Genomic DNA, 18,905 nt, shown 5'->3' with positions numbered 1-18,905 from the left:
AGAGCGAGGGAGCTCATGACCACCGACACCACCCAGCCGGCCGAGACGGATGCCCGCTTCGCGGGTCTGCCCACCCGCCCCGGCAAGATCGTCGCCGTGCACCTGAGCTACGACTCGCGCGCCGCACAGCGCGGGCGCCGCCCGGCATCCCCCTCGTACTTCCTCAAGGCATCCAGCTCGGTCGCCGCCTCCGGTGGCACGGTGGAGCGCCCCGCCGGCACCGAGCTGCTGGCCTTCGAAGGCGAGATCGCGCTCGTCATCGGCGCCCCGGCCCGCCGCGTGTCGCTGGAGACCGCGTGGGACCACGTCGCGTGGGTCACCGCCGCCAACGACCTGGGCCTCTACGACCTGCGGGCCAACGACAAGGGCTCGAACGTCCGCTCCAAGAGCGGTGACGGTTTCACGCCCATCGGGCCGCAGCTCATCGACGCGCGGGCGGTCGACCCGGCCGGCCTGCGCGTGCGCACCTGGGTGAACGGCGACCTGCGCCAGGACGACACCACGGCCGGCCTCATCTTCCCCCTCGCCCAGTTCGTCGCCGACCTGTCGCAGCACCTCACTCTCGAAACCGGTGACGTGATCCTCACCGGAACCCCGGCCGGCTCGTCGGTGATCGTCCCCGGCGATGTCGTCGAGGTCGAGGTCGACGCCCCGGCGACGGGCGCCACCTCGGGCCGGCTCGTCACGACCGTCGTCGACGGCCCCGACGTCGCGTACGACGCCGCGGTCGGCTCGCTCCCCGCCGTCGACGACACGCAGCGCGAAGAGGCCTGGGGCTCCCGCGAGGCGGTGGGGCTGCCGGCCATGGTCGCTGAGCCTGTCGAAGCGCCGAGCCTCTCCCCCGAACTCCGCGAGAAGCTCACGCGCGTCCCCGTCGCGGGGCTGTCGCAGCAGCTGCGCAAGCGCGGCCTCAACAACGTCACGATCGACGGCGTGCGCCCGCTGCACCCGGAGCAGAGGCTCGTCGGCACCGCGAAGACGCTGCGCTTCGTGCCGGGCCGCGAAGACCTGTTCGCCAGCCACGGCGGCGGCTACAACGCGCAGAAGCGCGCGTTCGACGCCGTCGGCGACGGCGAGGTCATCGTCATCGAGGCCCGCGGCGAAGCCGGCTCCGGCACGCTCGGCGACATCCTCGCGATCCGCGCGCACGCGCGGGGCGCCGCCGGCGTCGTCACCGACGGCGGGGTCCGCGATCTCGACGCGGTCAGCGCCGTCGGCATCCCGGTGTACACCGTCGGCGCGCACCCCGCGGTGCTCGGCCGCAAGCACGTCCCGTGGGATCACGACATCACGATCGCGTGCGGCGGCACCACGGTGCAGCCGGGGGACGTCATCGTCGGCGACGCCGACGGGGTCATCGTCATCCCGCCAGCCCTCACCGAAGAGGTCGCCGACGCGGCGCTCGCACAGGAGGACGAGGATGCCTGGATCGCCGCCCGTGTCGCCGAGGGTCACCCCATCGACGGCCTCTTCCCGATGAACGCCGCCTGGCGCGCGCAGTACGAGACGGCCCGCTCGATCGGCGCAGGGACCGGTGAGTGAGATGAGCACCGTCGAGACCGGCAGCAAGTCGCAGGACGCCTACGACTGGATCCGCGAGCGGATCACCCGCCACGAGTACGGGCCCGGGTACCGCCTCGTGCTGGCGAGCATCGCCGCCGAGCTCGACATGAGCGTCGTGCCGGTGCGCGAGGCCATCCGCCGGCTCGAGGCCGAGCACCTGGTCACCTTCGAGAAGAACGTCGGCGCGCGCGTCTCGGTCGTCGACGAAGACCAGTACGTCTACACGATGCAGACCCTCAGCCTCGTCGAGGGCTACGCGACGCGCCTGGCCGCGCCGCATCTCACCGACGAGGACCTGGCCGCGGCATCCGAGATCAACGAGCGCATGCACCGCCTGCTCGATCACTTCGACGCGCACGTCTACACGCAGCTGAACCAGCAGTTCCACGCCGTGCTGTTCGCCGCGTGCCCGAACCCGCACGTCCTCGATCTCGTCGACCGCGGCTGGTCACGGCTGGCGGGGCTGCGCGACACGTCGTTCGCGCTGATCCCGTCGCGGCCCCGGCACTCCGTCGAGGAGCACGACCGCATCGTCGAACTCATCCGCACCGGCGCCGACCCCGACGAGCTCGAGCTGTTCACCCGCAACCACCGCCTGCGCACGCTCGACGCGTTCCTGCGGGCGCGCCACGATCACTGACCCCGTCGAAGGAGACACCATGACCGACGCCCCCGCCCTCGACCGGCGCCACGTCCCCGCGGACCTGCCCGATCGCATCCGCCACTACATCGACGGGCAGTTCGTCGACTCGCAGGACGGCGACACCTTCGACGTGCTCGAGCCCGTCTCGAACGAGGTCTACGTGCAGGCTGCCGCCGGCAAGAAGGCCGACATCGACCTCGCCGTCGCCGTCGCCCGTCGCGCGTTCACCGACGGCCCGTGGCCGAAGATGCTGCCCCGCGAGCGCTCACGGGTGCTGCACCGCATCGCCGACATCGTCGAGTCGCGCGACGCGCGCCTGGCAGAGCTCGAGTCGTTCGACTCGGGGCTGCCGATCACGCAGGCGCTCGGGCAGGCCCGCCGCGCGGCGGAGAACTTCCGCTTCTTCGCCGACCTGATCGTCGCGCAGGCCGACGACACCTTCAAGGTGCCGGGTCGCCAGATCAACTACGTCAACCGCAAGCCGATCGGCGTCGCGGGGCTCATCACGCCGTGGAACACCCCGTTCATGCTCGAGTCGTGGAAGCTCGGGCCCGCGCTCGCGACCGGCAACACGGTCGTCCTCAAGCCCGCCGAGTTCACGCCCCTGTCGGCATCGCTGTGGGCCGGCATCTTCGAAGAGGCCGGCCTCCCGCAGGGCGTCTTCAACCTCGTGAACGGCCTCGGCGAGGACGCCGGCGACGCGCTCGTGAAGCACCCCGATGTGCCGCTGATCTCCTTCACCGGCGAGAGCCGCACGGGACAGATCATCTTCGGCAACGCCGCGTCGTACCTCAAGGGCCTGTCGATGGAGCTCGGCGGCAAGAGCCCCGCCGTCGTCTTCGCCGATGCCGACCTGGATGCCGCGATCGACGCGACCATCTTCGGGGTCTTCTCGCTCAACGGCGAGCGCTGCACGGCCGGCAGCCGCATCCTCGTGCAGCGGGACGTGTACGACGAGTTCGTCGAGCGCTACGCCGCCCAGGCGCAGCGTGTGAAGGTCGGCTACCCGCACGACCCCGCGACCGAGGTCGGCGCCCTGGTGCACCCCGAGCACTTCGAGAAGGTCATGAGCTACGTCGAGATCGGCAAGGGCGAGGGCCGGCTCGTCGCTGGCGGCGGCCAGCCGGAGGGCTTCGCGTTCGGCAACTTCGTCGCCCCGACGGTCTTCGCCGACGTCTCCCCCGACGCCCGCATCTTCCAGGAGGAGATCTTCGGGCCGGTCGTCGCGATCACGCCGTTCGACACGGACGAGGAGGCCCTCGCGCTGGCGAACAATACGAAGTACGGCCTCGCCGCGTACGTCTGGACCAACGACCTGAAGCGCGCGCACAACTTCGCGCAGGCTGTGGAGGCCGGCATGGTGTGGCTGAACTCCAACAACGTGCGCGACCTCCGCACCCCGTTCGGCGGCGTCAAGGCCTCCGGACTCGGACACGAGGGCGGCTACCGCTCGATCGACTTCTACACCGACCAGCAGGCCGTGCACATCACGCTCGGCAAGGTCCACAACCCCACCTTCGGCAAGAACTGACCCCTCCCCATGACGGTCGCTGCGCTCCTCGCCCGGCGACCGGTGGTACACGAAAGCAAGGACGCTGACATGACCAACCGTGATGACATGACCCTGACCTCGTCGGGTTACTACGTGAGCGCCGAGGCGCCGATCCACTCCAACAACCCGGTCGCGACACCCGCGGCATCCCCGCCCGACATCCTGCGCTGCGCGTACATGGAGCTCGTGGTGACCGACCTCACGGCCTCCCGCTGGTTCTACGTCGACGTGCTCGGCCTGTACGTCACCGAAGAGGACGACGAGGCGATCTACCTGCGCTCGACGGAGGAGTTCATCCACCACAACCTCGTGCTGCGCAAGGGACCGATCGCGGCCGTCGCGGCGTTCAGCTACCGCGTGCGGTCGGCGGAGGACCTCGACCGCGCGGTCGCGTTCTACACCGAACTCGGATGCCGCGTCGAGCGCCGCCCGGAGGGATTCGTGAAGGGCATCGGCGACTCGGTCCGCGTCGAGGACCCGCTCGGCTTCCCGTACGAGTTCTTCTACGAGACGACGCACGTCGAGCGGCTGAGCTGGCGCTACGACCTGCACACGCCCGGCGAGCTCGTGCGCCTCGACCACTTCAACCAGGTCACCCCCGACGTGCCGCGCGCCGTGCGCCACTACCAGGACCTCGGCTTCCGCGTGACGGAGGACATCCAGGACGAGGCCGGCACCGTGTACGCCGCGTGGATGCGCCGCAAGCCCACCGTGCACGACACCGCCGCGACCGGCGGCGACGGCCCGCGCATGCACCACGTCGCCTTCGCGACCCACGAGAAGCACAACATCCTCGCGATCTGCGACAAGCTCGGGGCGCTCCGCCGCTCGGACGCGATCGAGCGCGGCCCCGGCCGCCACGGTGTCAGCAACGCGTTCTACCTGTACCTGCGCGACCCCGACGGGCACCGCGTCGAGATCTACACGCAGGACTACTACACCGGCGACCCCGACAACCCCGTCGTCACGTGGGACGTGCACGACAACCAGCGCCGCGACTGGTGGGGGAACCCCGTGGTCCCGTCGTGGTACACCGAGGCCTCGCTCGTGCTCGACCTCGACGGCAACCCGCAGCCCGTCGTCGCCCGCACCGACGATTCCGAGATGGCCGTCACGATCGGCGCCGACGGCTTCAGCTACACCCGCCCCGGTGAGGACTCGATGCCCGACTACAAGAAGGGCGAGTACAAGCTGGGGCACCAGCTCTGATGCTGACCCCCGACCAGATCGCGGCGATCGCCGACGAGCTCGCCGAGGCCGACCGCACGCACGGCGTGATCCCGCGGATCACGGCCCGCTACCCGGAGGCGACCGTGGAGGACGCGTACGCGATCCAGGGCGTCTGGCGCGACCGCATGGTCGCGTCGGGTCGGCGTCTCGTCGGGCGCAAGATCGGGCTCACCTCCAAGGCGATGCAGCGGGCGACGGGCATCACCGAGCCCGACTACGGCGTCATGTTCGACGACACCGTGTACCCGTCCGGGTCGGAGATCGAGGCGGCGCGGTTCTCCAACGTGCGCATCGAGGTCGAGCTCGCCTTCGTCCTGAAGACCCCGCTCGCGGGCCCCGATTGCACCCTCGAGGATGCCCTCGCCGCTATCGACTACGCCGTCCCGGCGCTCGAGATCCTGAACTCCCACATCGAGCTGGAGGGGCGCACGATCGTCGACACGATCAGCGACAACGCCGCCTACGGCGCGATGGTCCTCGGCGATGTGCGCAAGCGCCCCGACGAGATCGACCTGCGCTGGGTGCCGGGAGTGCTCAGCCGCAACGGCGAGATCGAGGAGACCGGGGTCGCGGCGGGCGTGCTGGGGCATCCGGCCACCGGCGTCGCGTGGCTCGCGAACAAGTTCGCCCAGCACGGTGCCAGACTCGAGGCGGGCGAGATCATCCTCGCCGGGTCGTTTACGAGGCCGATGTGGGTCTCGCAGGGCGACGAGGTGCACTGCGACTTCGGGCCGATGGGGGTCATCACATGCCGTTTCGTCTGAGTCCGACCTTCCGCGACCGGCTCGGCGCGGCATCCCGCCCCCTCGCCGGCGGCTGGGTGTGCTCGGGGTCGCCCCTCGTCGCGGAGATCATGGCCGGGTCGGGGCTCGACTGGGTGCTGATCGACATGGAGCACGGCCCGAACACGCTCGACACGGTGGTGTCGCAGCTGCAGGCCGTCGCCGGCACGACCGCGACGCCCGTCGTCCGGGTGCCGATCGGCGACGTCGTGACGATCAAGCAGGTGCTCGACCTCGGGGCGCAGAACATCCTCGTGCCGATGGTCGGCTCCGCCGCCGAGGCGCGGGCCGTCGTCGAGGCGGTGCGCTACCCGCCGCGCGGGCGGCGCGGGGTGGGGTCGGCGCTGGCGCGCTCCGCCCGCTGGAACCGCGTCGACGATTACCTGCAGAACGCGGATGCCTACGTGTCGGTGTTCGTGCAGGTGGAGACGATCGAGGGCGTCGACGCGGCCGCCGAGATCGCCGCCGTCGACGGCATCGACGGCGTCTTCGTCGGACCGAGCGACCTCGCGGCATCCCTGGGACTGCTCGGTCAGCAGACGCACCCCGAGGTGACGGATGCCGTGGCCCGCGCCTTCGCCGCCGTCATCGCCGCGGGCAAGCCCGTCGGGGTGAACGCGTTCGATCCCGCCGTCGCGCAGTCCTACCTCGATGCCGGCGCCGCGTTCGTCCTCGTCGGCGCCGACGTGGCCCTGCTCGCCCGCGGCTCGGAGGCCCTCGCCGCCCGGTGGATCCCCACCGCCGACGACACCCTGCGCGCCGGCTACTGAGCCGGCGCCCGATGTCAACCGTCACGACGCTGAAACCTGCGCGTGGGACGCTGGGGGGATGCAGCGCACCGTCACCAGCCATATCGTCCTCGACGTCACGGAGCGGGCCGACCTCGTGTTCGCCATCGCCGTCTCCTCCGCGTACGCCCCGGCATCCGAGACCCTGACCGCGACCCTCGACGGCGCACCCGTCGCGATGCGCGAGCTCGCCGACGCGCACGGCACGCGCCTGCACCGTCTCGACGCGCAACCCGGCCGGCTCACGGTCGACTACGCCGCGACCCTCGACGGACCCGCCGCCGCGCTCGAGACCGACGAGACGGAGCTGCTCGTCTACGGCCGTCCCAGCCGCTACGCCGAGTCCGACGCGCTCGCCCCGACGGCCGCGGCCGAGTTCGCCGGCATCGATGACCCCGTGGCGCTGCTGGCCGCCGTCTCGTCCTGGGTGGGCACACGCCTGGCCTACGTCAGCGGATCGAGCCTTCCCACCGACGGCGCGACCCGGACGCTCCTGAACCGCCGCGGCGTCTGCCGCGACTACAGCCACCTGTGCGTCGCGCTGCTGCGCGCCCGCGGCATCCCGGCGCGCCTCGTCGCCGTCTATGCACCGGGCCTTGACCCGATGGACTTCCACGCGGTCGCCGAGGCGTGGGTCGACGGAGCCTGGCGCGTCGTCGACGCCACGACGCTCGCGCCGAGGCAGAGTCTCGTCCGCATCGCGACGGGGCGGGATGCCGCGGACACCGCGTTCCTCAGCGTCATGAGCGGCCGCGCCGACCTCGCCGAGCTGACCGTCACGGCGACCGTCGACGCGCTCCCGGCCGACGACGTCCGCAACCTCGTCTCGATCGGGTGACGTCAGGGGACGGGCGTGCCATCCTGAACTCATGAAGAGCTGGATCGTGCGCTTTGCGTCGCTGTACGTGTTCAACGTCGTCGTGCTGCTCGTGATCGGGCTGCTCACGCCCGCGCACGTCGGCTGGGCCGTCATCTGGGCGGCGCTGGTGATGGCGCTGGCGGAGCTCGTGGTGCGACCGCTCGTCACGAAGGCGTTCCAGTCCGCAGCGGCGAAATCGGCCGGCGAGCGCACGAAGACCGGCGAGTGGCTGGTGCAGGCGGTGATCGTCCTGCTTGTCGCGGCGATCGTCTGGCTGATCACGGTGCTCCTGTCGGGCGTCGACCTCGGGGGCAGCTGGTTCTGGGCATTCGTGCTGCCGCCGGTGATCATCACGATCGGCTGGTTCGTCTACGCACGCGTCTCGGGGCGCCTGGAGAAGACCGCGGGCGACCTCTACGACCGGGCCGACGCCAGCCTGAGCGCGAGATCCGGCGCGGATGCCGCGGCCACGACCCCCGCTGCCGCCGGCCGTCAGGAGCTGAACGACGGCCTGACGCCGGAGCAGCGCAAGATGCTCGACGACCTCGGCAAGAGCTGAGCGGGCGCGATCGCGCCGGGGTGCACCCGCGTGCGATGCCCGCCCGCGATGCCCGCGCGCGATGCCCGCTGGGATGAAGACCTCGTAACAAAGCGACGCCCGAGGCCCTCGCCACCGGGCGTTCGCGCGAGGATGGGAGAGCCGGCTCGTCCACAGCATCCGACGCGCCGCGTGCACCCACACCCGGAGGTCCTTCCATGACGCGTCCTGCCCTGCGCACCGCCCTCGCCGCCACCGCGGCCGCCCTCGCCCTGCTCGTGACCGGCTGCGCCTCCGGCGGTGCGGCACCCGCGGCATCCGGCAGCGATGCCCCCGCGGTCGCCGACGCCGGCTACGTGACCCCCGGCAAGCTCACGATCGCGACCGGTGAGACGGCGTACGAGCCGTATGTCATCGACGACGACCCCGCCTCCGGCAAGGGGTTCGAGGCGGCCGTCGCCTATGCCGTGGCCGCCGAGCTCGGCTTCGACAAGGCGGATGTCGTGTGGGTGCGCACCTCGTTCGAGTCGGCGATCGCTCCGGGGCCGAAGAACTTCGATTTCAACATCCAGCAGTACACGATCACCGACGACCGCAAGCAGGCCGTCGACTTCTCCTCGCCCTACTACGAGGCGAGCCAGGCCGTCGTCGCCCTCAAGGGCAGCAAGGCCGACGGCGTCACCGACATCGCGGGCCTGAAGCCCCTGCTGCTGGGCGCGATGACCGGGTCGACGAGCGCGACGACGCTCGAGAAGGCCATCGCGCCGACGACCGCGCCGCGGCTGTACGCCTCGAACGAGGACGCGCGCGCGGCGCTGGAGGCCGGCCAGATCGACGCCATGGTGCTCGACACGCCCACCGCCTACGTGGCCGCGAACTTCTACATCGAGAACTCGCTGGTGGTCGGGCAGCTCCCCGCGGCCGGCGTGCCCGACCAGTGGGGCCTGCTGCTCGCGAAGGACTCGCCGCTGACGACCGAGGTGACCGCCGCCGTCGACACGCTCCGCGAGAACGGCACCCTCGAGAAGCTCCAGTCCGAGTGGCTCGGCGTCTTCACGGACGGCATCCCGCAGCTGCAGTGACCGACTCGGGTAGCGTCGTCGGCGTGACCGGCCACACGCCCAGCGCGCTCGAGCTCGATCGCCGCGCGTTCCGGCGCGGTCGAGAGCGCCGCTCGGTGCTGATGGCGGTGGCCTCGACGCTCGTGTTCGCCGCGATCGTGTGGGTCACCGTCATCAACACGCCCGGCTGGACGAAGGTGCAGGAGACGTTCTTCGACCCGGCGACGGCGTGGGAGGCGCTGCCGAAGGTGTGGGACGGGTTCCTGCTCAACCTGACGGTGCTCGGGATCTCGGTGTTCACGGTGGCGATCGTCGCCCTGCTCGTCGCGGTGCTGCGGACGCTGCGCGGCCCGGTCTTCTTCCCCGTGCGGGTGCTCGCCGCCGCCTACACCGACCTGTTCCGCGGATTCCCGTTCATCATCGTCCTGTACCTCATCGGCTACGGCGTGCCCACCATCCTGAACCAGCGCGTCGATGTCGTGCTGCTCGGGGTCATCGCGGTGACGCTCACCTACTCGTCGTATGTCGCGGAGGTCATCCGCGCCGGGATCGAGGCCGTGCACCCCTCCCAACGCCTTGCCGCCCGGGCGCTGGGACTCGGCTACGCGCAGACGCTCCGACGCGTCGTGCTGCCGCAGGCCCTCCGCAAGATGACGCCGCCGCTCATGAACGACTTCATCTCGATGCAGAAGGATGTGGGGCTCATCTCGATCCTCGGCGTGTTCGACGCGCTCGCGGCCGCCCGCTCGGCGACCGCCCTGAGCTACAACTTCACGCCGTACGTCGTCGCCGGCATCCTGTTCGTCCTCCTCGCGATCCCGACGATCCGGCTGGCCGACTGGTACACCGCCCGGCTGCGCGAGCGCGAGCAGTCGGGGGCGATCCTGTGAGCGGCGTCGACCGGGGCGCGGCGGTGCTGTCCGCGCCGGTGCTCCGGGCCGAGGGGGTCTGGAAGGCGTTCGGCGACCGCGAGGTGCTGCGCGGCGTGTCCGTCTCGCTCGCGCGCCACCAGGTCGTCGCGCTGATCGGCGCCTCCGGCTCTGGCAAGTCGACGCTGCTGCGCTGTCTCGGACTGCTCGAGCCGATCGACGACGGGCAGATCTTCCTCGGCGACGAGGACATCTCCGACCCGCGCGTAGACGGCAACCGGGTGCGCGCGCGGCTGGGCGCGGTGTTCCAGAGCTACAACCTGTTCCCGCACCTGTCGGTCCTCGACAACGTGACGCTCGCGTCGCGCGTCGTGCACCGGATGCCGCGGAAGGATGCCGAGGCCCGCGCGCTCGACCTGCTCGCGCGCATCGGGCTCGGCGACTACGCGCGCGCACACCCCGATCGGCTGTCCGGCGGCCAGCAGCAGCGCGCGGCGATCGTCCGCGCGATCGCGACCGACCCGGAGGTGCTGCTGCTCGACGAGATCACCTCGGCACTCGACCCGGAGCTCGTCGGCGAGGTGCTGGAACTCGTGCGGCAGCTCGCCGCCGACGGCGCCACGATCCTGATGGCCACGCACGAGATGGCGTTCGCCCGCGACGTCGCCGACCGCGTCGTGTTCCTCGATGCCGGGACGATCGTGGAGGAGGGCGCCCCGGCATCCGTCTTCGGCGCCCCGCAGCATCCCCGCACGCGCGAGTTCCTCGCCCGCGTCACCGCCTGAGCGCGGTCGGTTGCGACGTTTCGTCTCGTCGCTGCGCTCCTCGCTCAACGACCGGCGCCGCACCCGCCGGTCGGCCGCCCACCGGTCGTTGAGCGAGCGAAGCGAGACGAAACGACGCCGTCGGCCACCGGTTCGCCAGCGGCGCCCACCGGTCGTTGAGCGAGCGACGCGAGACGAAACGACGCCGTCAGCCACCGGTTCGCCAGCGGCGCCCACCGGTCGTTGAGCGAGCGAAGCGAGACGAAACGACGCCGTCAGGACAGGGAGCGCTCCGCGGCCTCCACGACGTTGGTCATCAGCAGGGCGACCGTCATCGGGCCGACGCCGCCGGGGTTCGGTGACACGAACCCGGCGACCTCCGCGACATCCGGCGCGACGTCGCCGTATACCTTGCTCTTGCCGGTCTCGGGGTCGGTCTCGCGGGTCACGCCGACGTCGAGCACGGCCGCGCCGGGCTTCACGTCCGCCGCCTGCACGATGTGCTTGACGCCCGCCGCGGCGACGATCACGTCGGCCTGCCGCAGGTGGTGCGCCAGGTCGGTCGTCCCGGTGTGGGTGAGGGTCACCGTCGCGTTGATCTCCCGGCGCGTGAGCAGCAGCCCGATCGAACGGCCGATCGTGACGCCGCGGCCGACGACGACGACATCCTTGCCCTTCAGGTCGTAGTCGTTGCGGAGCAGCAGCTCGATGACACCCCGCGGCGTGCACGGCAGCGGCGTCGTGATCGGCCCGTTCACGTTCAGCACGAGGCGTCCGAGGTTCGTCGGGTGCAGGCCGTCGGCATCCTTCGCCGGGTCGATCCGCTCGAGGATCGCATCGGTGTCCAGGTGGCGCGGCAGCGGCAGCTGCACGATGTAGCCGTGGCAGGCCGGGTCGGCGTTGAGCTCGTCGATCAGCGCCTCGACCTCCGCCTGCGTGGCATCGGCCGGCAGCTCCCGCTGGATCGAGTTCATCCCGATGGCCTCGGACTCGCGGTGCTTCATGCCGACGTACAGCTGGGATGCCGGGTCGGCACCCACCAGCACGGTCGCGATCCCGGGGGTGATGCCCCGCGCCTTCAGCGCCGCGACGCGCTCGCGCAGCTCGTTCTTGATCTCCGCCGCGGCGGCCCTGCCGTCGAGCCTCTGTGCCGTCATGGTTCCTCCCGGAATGGATTGTCGTCGGATCGCCCCGCCGGATCCGCGAGAGAACAACTCGGCGCCCAGAGAACGGGTGTTACCCGTACCCTCGGCGCGCCGTTGTTCTCTCGCGGTCGAGGAGAGGGCAGCGGATGCTGCGGGGCGGGCGCTACTGCTGAAGATTGGGGTAGAGGGGGAAGGCCGCGGTCAGCGCGGCGACGCGGGCGCGCAGCGCCTCGAGGTCGGCACCCGCGGCCCCGCCGTCGTCCACACCCGCCCCGCCGCCCACGAGCGCGAGCGCGATGATGTCGGCGACCTCGGTGAACTCCGCGTCGCCGAAGCCGCGGGTCGCAAGCGCCGGCGTGCCGATGCGCAGGCCCGACGTCACCATCGGCGGGCGCGGGTCGTTCGGGACGGCGTTGCGGTTCACCGTGATGTGGATCTCGTGCAGCAGGTCCTCGGCCTGCTTGCCATCGATCGCCGCGTCACGCAGGTCGACGAGCACGAGGTGCACGTCGGTGCCCCCGGAGCGCACGCTGATTCCGGCATCCTTCACGTCCTGCTGCGACAGCCGGTCGGCGAGGATCGCCGCGCCGCGCACGACGCGCTCCTGGCGCTCGCGGAACTCCGGCGTCGCGGCGAGCTTGAACGCCGTCGCCTTCGCGGCGATCACGTGCATGAGCGGGCCGCCCTGCTGCCCGGGGAAGACGGCGGAGTTGATCTTCTTCGCGATGTCGGCGTCGTTGGTCAAGATGAAGCCCGAACGCGGGCCGCCGATCGTCTTGTGCACGGTCGACGAGACGACATGCGCGTGCGGCACGGGGCTCGGGTGCAGGCCCGCCGCGACGAGACCCGCGAAGTGCGCCATGTCGACCCACAGCAGCGCGCCGACCTTGTCGGCGATCTCGCGGAAGCGCGCGAAGTCGAGCTGACGCGGGTACGCCGACCAGCCCGCGATGATGACCTTGGGGCTGTGCTCGACGGCGAGGCGCTCGACCTCGTCCATGTCGATGATCGAGGTCTCCGGGTCGACGCCGTACGCGACGATGTTGTACAGCCGGCCGGAGAAGTTGATCTTCATGCCGTGCGTGAGGTGCCCGCCCTGGTCGAGCGAGAGGCCCAGGAGCGTGTCGCCGGGGCGCGCGATCGCGTGCAGGACGGCGGCGTTGGCGGATGCCCCGGAGTGCGGCTGCACGTTCGCGAACTCCGCCCCGAACAGCGCCTTCGCCCGCTCGATCGCCAGCTCCTCGGCGACGTCGACCTCTTCGCAGCCGCCGTAGTAGCGGCGACCCGGGTAGCCCTCGGCGTACTTGTTCGTCAGCACCGAGCCCTGCGACTGCAGCACCGAGACAGGCACGAAGTTCTCGGAGGCGATCATCTCGAGGTAGCCGCGCTGCCGCTCGAGCTCACGCTCGAGCACCTGTGCGATCTCGGGGTCGACCTCGGCGAGCGGGGCGTTGAAGTACGGGTCGGTCATGGCGGCTCCTCCGGCTGGTGCAGTGGTTACGGGTTCCCGCGCGCGGCGGTGAAACCACGGCCGACCCAGGCGAACGGTCGATTGCCATGTGGTCGCTCCCCGGTGGTGACCCACCTCAACGCCAGTCGCGACCCTGCGAGCATAGCGGATCGGGCGCTGATAGGCTGGCCGCACCCGGTTTGTTAGGAGTCCTAACTTGAGCGTCCACGCCCTCGTCCCGCTGCCCGCTTCCGTCGTGGTCGCCGATGCCCCCGGACTTCCCCTGACGCCCGCCACCACGGTCTCCGGCCCCGACGCCGACCTGCTTCGAGCCCTGGTCGCCACGCGAACCGGTATCGAACTCCACGGATCTGACGCGAAAGCTGGCGAAAACGGCTCAGAAATCGCTTCCCGTGCTCGGATCGAAGGAGTTAGCCACAGCACCCCCGCCATCACCCTCGCCGTCGTCCCCGGTGGCGCGCCGGAGTCGTACCGCATCGCGGTCGACGGCACGTCGGCCGCCGTCACCGGTGCCGATCCCGCGGGACTGTTCTACGGCGTCCACACCCTCGTGCAGCTGATCCGGCCCGCCGGCGACGGCTGGGAGATCCCCGCCGTCGTCATCGACGACGCCCCCCGCTTCGCCTACCGCGGCGTGATGCTGGACGTCGCCCGCCACTTCCACCCGGTCGCCACCGTCACCGCTTACATCGATCGTGCGTCGAGCCTGAAGTTCAACCATCTGCACCTGCACCTCACCGACGACCAGGGGTGGCGGCTGCAGCTGCGGTCGCGACCGGAGCTCACCGCCCACGCCGCCGCGACGTCCGTCGGCGGCGACCCCGGCGGCTTCTACACACAGGACGACTTCCGCGAGATCGTCGCGTACGCGGCGGCGCACCACATGACCGTCGTGCCCGAGATCGACCTGCCCGGCCACACCCACGCCGTCTCGCTCGCGTATCCGGAGCTGTCCGAACAACCCGTGATCAGCGATCACATCCGCGACACGGTGCGCGACTACGGCGGGGGCATGCCCGAGAACGGCACCGCCTACGACGGCATGGCCGTGGGATTCTCGTCGCTGAAGATCCACGACGAGGCGACCTACGCGTTCCTCGCCGATGTCCTCGGCGAGCTCGCCGAGCTCTCCCCCGGCCCGTACCTGCACATCGGCGGTGACGAGGCGCTGGGGACGGATGCCGCGGATTACGACACCTTCGTCGCCCGGGTCACCGCGATGGTCGCCGACCTCGGCAAGACTCCCGTCGCGTGGCACGAGGCCGGCACCGCGTCGGGGCTCGCGCCCGGCACGATCGGCCAGTACTGGGGCTACGTCGCCCCCACCGACGGCATGGACGAGAAGGCACGCGGCTTCGTCCGCGGCGGCGGCCGGCTGATCATGTCGCCCGCCGACGCGATCTACCTCGACATGAAGTTCGACGCCGACTCCCCGCTGGGGCTCACGTGGGCGCGCGGCGTCACGAGCGCCGAGCGCGCGTACGCGTGGGACCCTGCGGCGGTGATCGAGGGCGTGACGGATGCCGACATCCTCGGCGTCGAGGCGCCGATGTGGACCGAGATGGTGCGCACCCTGGACGACATCGACGCGCTCGCCTTTCCGCGGATCGGTGCTGCGGCGGAGGCCGCCTGGTCGCCGGCCGCCGGCTCCAACAGCGAGCGCACGTGGGAATCGTTCCGCACCCGCGTGGGCGCCCTCGCTCCGCTCTGGGCGCGTTCCGGCATCCGATTCGCCGCCCTGCCGGGGATCGACTGGGCCCGCGAAGACTGACAGGATCCGTGCATGACCACCGTCCTGCATTCGCTGCGTCTCGTCGATGACGGCATCGTCACCGACGACGCCTGGGTCGCGTTCGCCGACGGCGTCGTGCTCGCCCGCGGGACCGGTGCGTCGTGGCGCGAGATGCCGGTGGCCGAGACCGTCGACGGCGGCGGCGCGTACCTGACCCCAGGGTTCGTCGACATCCACGGTCACGGCGGCGGCGGCGCCGCGTTCGACGACGGCGCCGAGGCGATCGCGACGGCCCGCGCCGTCCACCGGGCGCACGGCACGACCCGCGCCGTGCTGTCGCTGGTGACGGCGTCGATCGACGATCTCGCCGCGCGGGTGGGGGTGATCGCCGATCTCGCTGAGCGCGACGCGACGATCCTCGGCTCGCACCTGGAGGGTCCATTCCTCGACGCCGGGCACAAGGGCGCGCACACCGAGGGGCTGCTGCGGGCGCCGGATGCCGAGAGCATCGCGCGCCTGGTCGATGCGGGCCGCGGCACGGTGCGCCAGGTGACCCTCGCCCCCGAGCTGCCGGGCGGCCTTGCGGCCACGGCGCAGTTCGTCGCCGCCGGGGTCGCCGTCGCGGTCGGCCACACCGCCGCGACCGAGGACGAGGCCGCGGCCGCCTTCGATGCGGGCGCGACGCTGCTCACCCACGCGTTCAACGCGATGCCCGGCATCCACCACCGCGCGCCGGGGCCGATCGTCGCGGCGACGCGCGACGATCGGGTCACGCTCGAGGTGATCGCCGACGGGTTCCACGTGCATCCGCATGTGATCGCGTTGGCGTTCGCGCAGGCGCCGGGCCGCATCGCGCTGATCACCGACGCGATGGCCGCCGCCGGTGCCGCCGACGGCCACTACGAGCTCGGCGGCCTCGCCGTGACCGTGATCGACGGCGCCGCGCGCCTCGACGTCGGCGGCGCGATCGCCGGCTCGACCCTCACGCAGGATGCCGCCCTCCGGCTCGTCGTGGCGGGCGGCCTGCCGCTGCCTGCCGCCGTCGCGGCGCTCACGACCGTGCCCGCGCGCGCGATCGGCGTCGAGGGGCGATACGGCTCGCTCCGCCCGGGCGCCGCCGCCGACGCCGTGCTGCTGGATGACGCGCTGACGGTCGCGGGGGTCTGGGTCGACGGCATCCGCGTCTGAGGGGCGATCGCGTCACACGCGCGCCACCGCCGACGCCGTGGACTCTCGCGAGGTGAACGGAGGGCGGCAGCGCCCCCGCGCTGCCGCCCTGCCGGGGCACCGGACATCGATGCGTCGTTGGACGCCGTCGCCACGACCGTCACGGTCACCGGCGAGCCGGGCCGGAGCCTGGTCGTCACTTTCTCCCCGCTCAGTCCGCTCATCGGGACCTCGCGCGACCTCGCCCGCGCGGTCGTCGGCGCGGACGGGACGGTGGCGGTGCAGTTCACGGTGCCCGCGACCGACTACCTCCTGGGGCGCGCGCACGTCGCGTACCTCATCGACGACGCGCCCGCCGGGGACACGACACGGATCTGGTGACGGGCATCGTGTCCAGAGCACGTCGCGCCCAGCCGATGTCCGTGTCGACCTCTACGCTGAGTTCCATGGCGCACGGCTTCCTCACACGGACATCGACGAGACTGCCCGGTCGCGGCAAGGCGCTCGTCAAGGTCTCGATGGTCGACGAGAACGGCTTCTCCTACGAGTACGCCGAGCTCGAGGTCGACATGGCGCTCGCGCGGGAGTCCATCGCACAGTTGCACCTGCACTCCGGCGTCAGTGCGGACGCCCCCGCCGCCTCGGCGATCGCCCCCGCCGAGACGGAGAAGGCATCGCGTCGCCGCCGTCGCGCCTGACTTCTCCCCCGCAGTCCGCCGCTCTCGCCCCGTCGGCACCGAACGGCGCCGCGTAAACTGGGCTCATGTCCGAACTGCCGCACGTCCGACCGACCGCGCCCGAGGCGCCCCGTGCCGCTGACGCGTCCCCGGGATTCCCCGCCGGCACGCGTCCCGCGCTCGACGCCGTCGACGTGCTGGCGTTCCTGTGCGAGCTGTTCGCGTTCGGCACGCTCGCAGTGTGGGGGTTCACGGCGTGGCCGTTCCCCTGGAACATCGCGGTCGGCATCGGCGCCCCGGTGATCGCGATCCTCCTCTGGGCGCTGTTCGTGTCGCCGCGCGCGGTCATCGCGGTGCACCCGTTCGTGCGGGCGCTCGTCGAACTGCTCGTCTACGCCGCCGCGACGATCGTCTGGTGGACGAGCGGCAACGCGTGGATCGGCCTGGCCTACGCCGTCGTCGCCGTCACCGTGGGCCTCGTCGCCGGCCGCCGACGCCTGGCATGACCGACGTCGTCGCCGCGCTCCGCGCTCAGCTCGGAGATCGCGTCGACACCGATCCCGACCTGCTGGAGCGGGCGCGCGCCGACAAGTCCGGGCACGCCGCCGCCGGAACCCCACTGGCCGTCGTGCACGCGGCATCCGTCGACGACGTGCAGGCCACGATGCGCATCGCCACCGCGACCGCGACGCCCGTCGTGGTGCGGGGCGCCGGCACGGGCCTCGCGGGGGCAGCCAACGCCGGCACGGGCGAGATCGTCCTGTCGGTGCGCGCAATGACCCGCATCCTCGAGGTCCGCCCCGACGACCTGCTCGCCGTCGTCGAGCCGGGCATCCTCAACGCGGACCTCAATGCCGCCCTCGCCGCGCACGGCCTGTGGTGGGCGCCCGACCCGGCCAGCCGCGACATCTCCACCGTCGGCGGCAACATCGCCACCGGCGCCGGCGGGCTGCTGTGCGCGAAGTACGGCGTCGTCCGCGACGCGGTGCTCGGCGTCGACCTCGTGCTCGCCGACGGGCGGCTGCTGCACCTCGGGCATCGCAGCGTCAAGGGCGTCACCGGCCTCGACCTCACGTCGCTCGTCATCGGCTCGGAGGGGACGCTCGGCGTCGTCGTCGCGGCCACACTCAAGCTGCGTCGCCTCGTCCCCGGCCACGCGCGCACGCTGACCGCGACCTTCCCCGACGTGCGGGCGGCCGCCGCGGGCGCGGCCGCCGTCACGGCGTCGGGCGTCCAGCCGGCGATCATGGAGCTGATGGATGCCGCGTCGCTCGCGGCTGTCCACGCGCTGCTGGGTCTGGAACAGGCGGCACCGGGGCGCGCGCAGCTGACCGTGCAGACCGACGGCGCCGCGGCGGATGCCGAGGCGGAGGCGATCGCGGCGACGCTCGCCGCCGCCGGCGGAACCGTGCGCCTGGCCGCCGACGACGCGGAGGCGGAACTGCTGTGGCGCATCCGCCGGTCGATGCACCCCGCGATGGAGACCCTCGGGACGACCCTCATCGAGGACGTCTCGGTGCCGCGCAGCGCCCTGCCCGCGATGTTCGACGAGATCGCCCGCGTCGAGCGCGAGCACGGCGTGCGCATCCCCACCGTGTGTCACGCCGGCGACGGCAATCTGCATCCGAACTTCGTGTTCTCCGGCACCGAGGTGCCGCCGGGGATCTGGGCCGCGGCCGATGACCTCTTCCGCGCCGCGCTGCGGCTCGGCGGCACCCTCACCGGCGAGCACGGCGTCGGCGTGCTCAAGCGCCGCTGGCTGCGCGACGAGCTCGGCGACGATCAGTGGGAGCTGCAGCGTCAGATCACGCGCGTGTTCGACCCCGCCGGCATCCTGAACCCGGGCAAGGTCTTCGACCGCTGAACGGCCCCGACGCGACCCGGGCAGGCCGTCCGGCGCGACCCGGGCAGGCCGTCCGGCGCGACCCGGGCAGGACGTCCCGGCGCGACCCCGGCGGAACGGCCCCAGACGCGACCCGGGCAGAACGTCCCGACGTGCCGAAAGCAGGCTGAACCGGCCCCAGCGGCCCCGAACACGGCCGCCCGCGTCGATCCAGCCTGCTT

General features: G+C 71.8%; 19 protein-coding genes and 1 riboswitch. Of the genes, 17 read left to right on the top strand and 2 right to left on the bottom strand.

Annotated features, from left to right (window positions below; all coding sequences use genetic code 11):
* Positions 1-15: 15 nt before the first annotated feature.
* The 11 genes from ACPYN4_RS00930 to ACPYN4_RS00880 all read left to right on the top strand — a co-directional run bounded on the left by ACPYN4_RS00930 (position 16) and on the right by ACPYN4_RS00880 (position 10,670).
* Entirely contained in the window at positions 16-1,542 is a 1,527-nt protein-coding gene (locus ACPYN4_RS00930) for a fumarylacetoacetate hydrolase family protein (RefSeq protein ID WP_424445367.1), read from the top strand.
* A gap of 1 nt (position 1,543) precedes the next feature.
* Positions 1,544-2,203: a GntR family transcriptional regulator gene (locus tag ACPYN4_RS00925; RefSeq protein WP_424445366.1), complete on the top strand. Its 660-nt coding sequence runs from the start codon at positions 1,544-1,546 to the stop codon at positions 2,201-2,203.
* A gap of 19 nt (positions 2,204-2,222) precedes the next feature.
* Positions 2,223-3,737 carry a 5-carboxymethyl-2-hydroxymuconate semialdehyde dehydrogenase gene (hpaE, locus tag ACPYN4_RS00920; RefSeq protein ID WP_424445365.1) on the top strand — a complete coding sequence of 505 codons (1,515 nt, stop codon included), beginning with the start codon at positions 2,223-2,225 and terminating at the stop codon, positions 3,735-3,737.
* 69 nt (positions 3,738-3,806) lie between these two features.
* On the top strand, positions 3,807-4,967 hold the full coding sequence (gene hpaD / locus ACPYN4_RS00915) for a 3,4-dihydroxyphenylacetate 2,3-dioxygenase (protein WP_424445364.1): 1,161 nt from the start codon (positions 3,807-3,809) through the stop codon (positions 4,965-4,967).
* Positions 4,967-5,752: a 2-keto-4-pentenoate hydratase gene (locus tag ACPYN4_RS00910; protein WP_424445363.1), complete on the top strand. Its 786-nt coding sequence runs from the start codon at positions 4,967-4,969 to the stop codon at positions 5,750-5,752. Before hpaD ends, ACPYN4_RS00910 begins: the two co-directional genes overlap by 1 nt.
* Entirely contained in the window at positions 5,737-6,540 is an 804-nt protein-coding gene (locus ACPYN4_RS00905) for an HpcH/HpaI aldolase family protein (RefSeq protein ID WP_424445362.1), read from the top strand. The genes ACPYN4_RS00910 and ACPYN4_RS00905 overlap by 16 nt, the downstream gene beginning before the upstream one ends.
* Before the next feature lie 58 nt (positions 6,541-6,598).
* On the top strand, positions 6,599-7,396 hold the full coding sequence (locus ACPYN4_RS00900) for a transglutaminase family protein (protein ID WP_315549513.1): 798 nt from the start codon (positions 6,599-6,601) through the stop codon (positions 7,394-7,396).
* A gap of 31 nt (positions 7,397-7,427) precedes the next feature.
* A complete protein-coding gene (locus ACPYN4_RS00895) occupies positions 7,428-7,976 on the top strand; it encodes a hypothetical protein (RefSeq protein ID WP_424445361.1) in 549 nt (182 codons plus the stop codon).
* 197 nt (positions 7,977-8,173) lie between these two features.
* A complete protein-coding gene (locus ACPYN4_RS00890; protein ID WP_315549504.1) occupies positions 8,174-9,037 on the top strand; it encodes an ABC transporter substrate-binding protein in 864 nt (287 codons plus the stop codon).
* A gap of 23 nt (positions 9,038-9,060) precedes the next feature.
* Positions 9,061-9,906, top strand: coding sequence for an amino acid ABC transporter permease (locus ACPYN4_RS00885; RefSeq protein ID WP_239279793.1), 846 nt, complete (start codon positions 9,061-9,063; stop codon positions 9,904-9,906).
* On the top strand, positions 9,903-10,670 hold the full coding sequence (locus ACPYN4_RS00880) for an amino acid ABC transporter ATP-binding protein (RefSeq protein WP_315549503.1): 768 nt from the start codon (positions 9,903-9,905) through the stop codon (positions 10,668-10,670). The genes ACPYN4_RS00885 and ACPYN4_RS00880 overlap by 4 nt, the downstream gene beginning before the upstream one ends.
* Positions 10,671-10,924: 254 nt before the next feature.
* Here the strand turns inward: ACPYN4_RS00880 and ACPYN4_RS00875 are convergent, their stop codons facing one another.
* Both ACPYN4_RS00875 and glyA read right to left on the bottom strand, forming a co-directional pair.
* The gene (locus ACPYN4_RS00875; protein ID WP_239279795.1) at positions 10,925-11,806 is read right to left on the bottom strand and encodes a bifunctional methylenetetrahydrofolate dehydrogenase/methenyltetrahydrofolate cyclohydrolase; all 882 of its coding nucleotides are present in this window, start codon (positions 11,804-11,806) and stop codon (positions 10,925-10,927) included.
* Positions 11,807-11,957: 151 nt separating this feature from the next.
* Positions 11,958-13,265: a serine hydroxymethyltransferase gene (glyA, locus tag ACPYN4_RS00870; RefSeq protein WP_287271953.1), complete on the bottom strand. Its 1,308-nt coding sequence runs from the start codon at positions 13,263-13,265 to the stop codon at positions 11,958-11,960.
* 56 nt (positions 13,266-13,321) lie between these two features.
* Positions 13,322-13,404: riboswitch (ZMP/ZTP riboswitch) on the bottom strand.
* Positions 13,405-13,461: 57 nt separating this feature from the next.
* On the opposite strand from glyA, the gene ACPYN4_RS00865 reads away from it, so the two are divergent.
* From ACPYN4_RS00865 to ACPYN4_RS00840, 6 genes are all read left to right on the top strand, one after another.
* Entirely contained in the window at positions 13,462-15,036 is a 1,575-nt protein-coding gene (locus tag ACPYN4_RS00865; protein WP_424445360.1) for a family 20 glycosylhydrolase, read from the top strand.
* A 12-nt stretch (positions 15,037-15,048) separates the two neighbouring features.
* A complete protein-coding gene (gene nagA / locus ACPYN4_RS00860; RefSeq protein WP_424445359.1) occupies positions 15,049-16,185 on the top strand; it encodes an N-acetylglucosamine-6-phosphate deacetylase in 1,137 nt (378 codons plus the stop codon).
* A gap of 117 nt (positions 16,186-16,302) precedes the next feature.
* Positions 16,303-16,545, top strand: coding sequence for a hypothetical protein (locus tag ACPYN4_RS00855; protein ID WP_424445358.1), 243 nt, complete (start codon positions 16,303-16,305; stop codon positions 16,543-16,545).
* Between the two features lie 65 nt (positions 16,546-16,610).
* Complete coding sequence (locus ACPYN4_RS00850; protein WP_239279800.1) at positions 16,611-16,862, top strand: hypothetical protein; 252 nt, start codon at positions 16,611-16,613, stop codon at positions 16,860-16,862.
* Positions 16,863-16,927: 65 nt separating this feature from the next.
* Entirely contained in the window at positions 16,928-17,347 is a 420-nt protein-coding gene (locus tag ACPYN4_RS00845; RefSeq protein ID WP_424445357.1) for a YrdB family protein, read from the top strand.
* Positions 17,344-18,705 (top strand): FAD-binding oxidoreductase, encoded by a 1,362-nt coding sequence (locus tag ACPYN4_RS00840; protein WP_424445356.1) that lies wholly within the window; start codon positions 17,344-17,346, stop codon positions 18,703-18,705. Before ACPYN4_RS00845 ends, ACPYN4_RS00840 begins: the two co-directional genes overlap by 4 nt.
* Positions 18,706-18,905 lie beyond the last annotated feature (200 nt).

The sequence above is a fragment of the Microbacterium sp. CH-015 genome, from assembly GCF_049707015.1.
Taxonomy (GTDB): Bacteria; Actinomycetota; Actinomycetes; order Actinomycetales; family Microbacteriaceae; genus Microbacterium; species Microbacterium aurum.
This window is presented reverse-complemented; position numbering and strand designations above follow the sequence as displayed.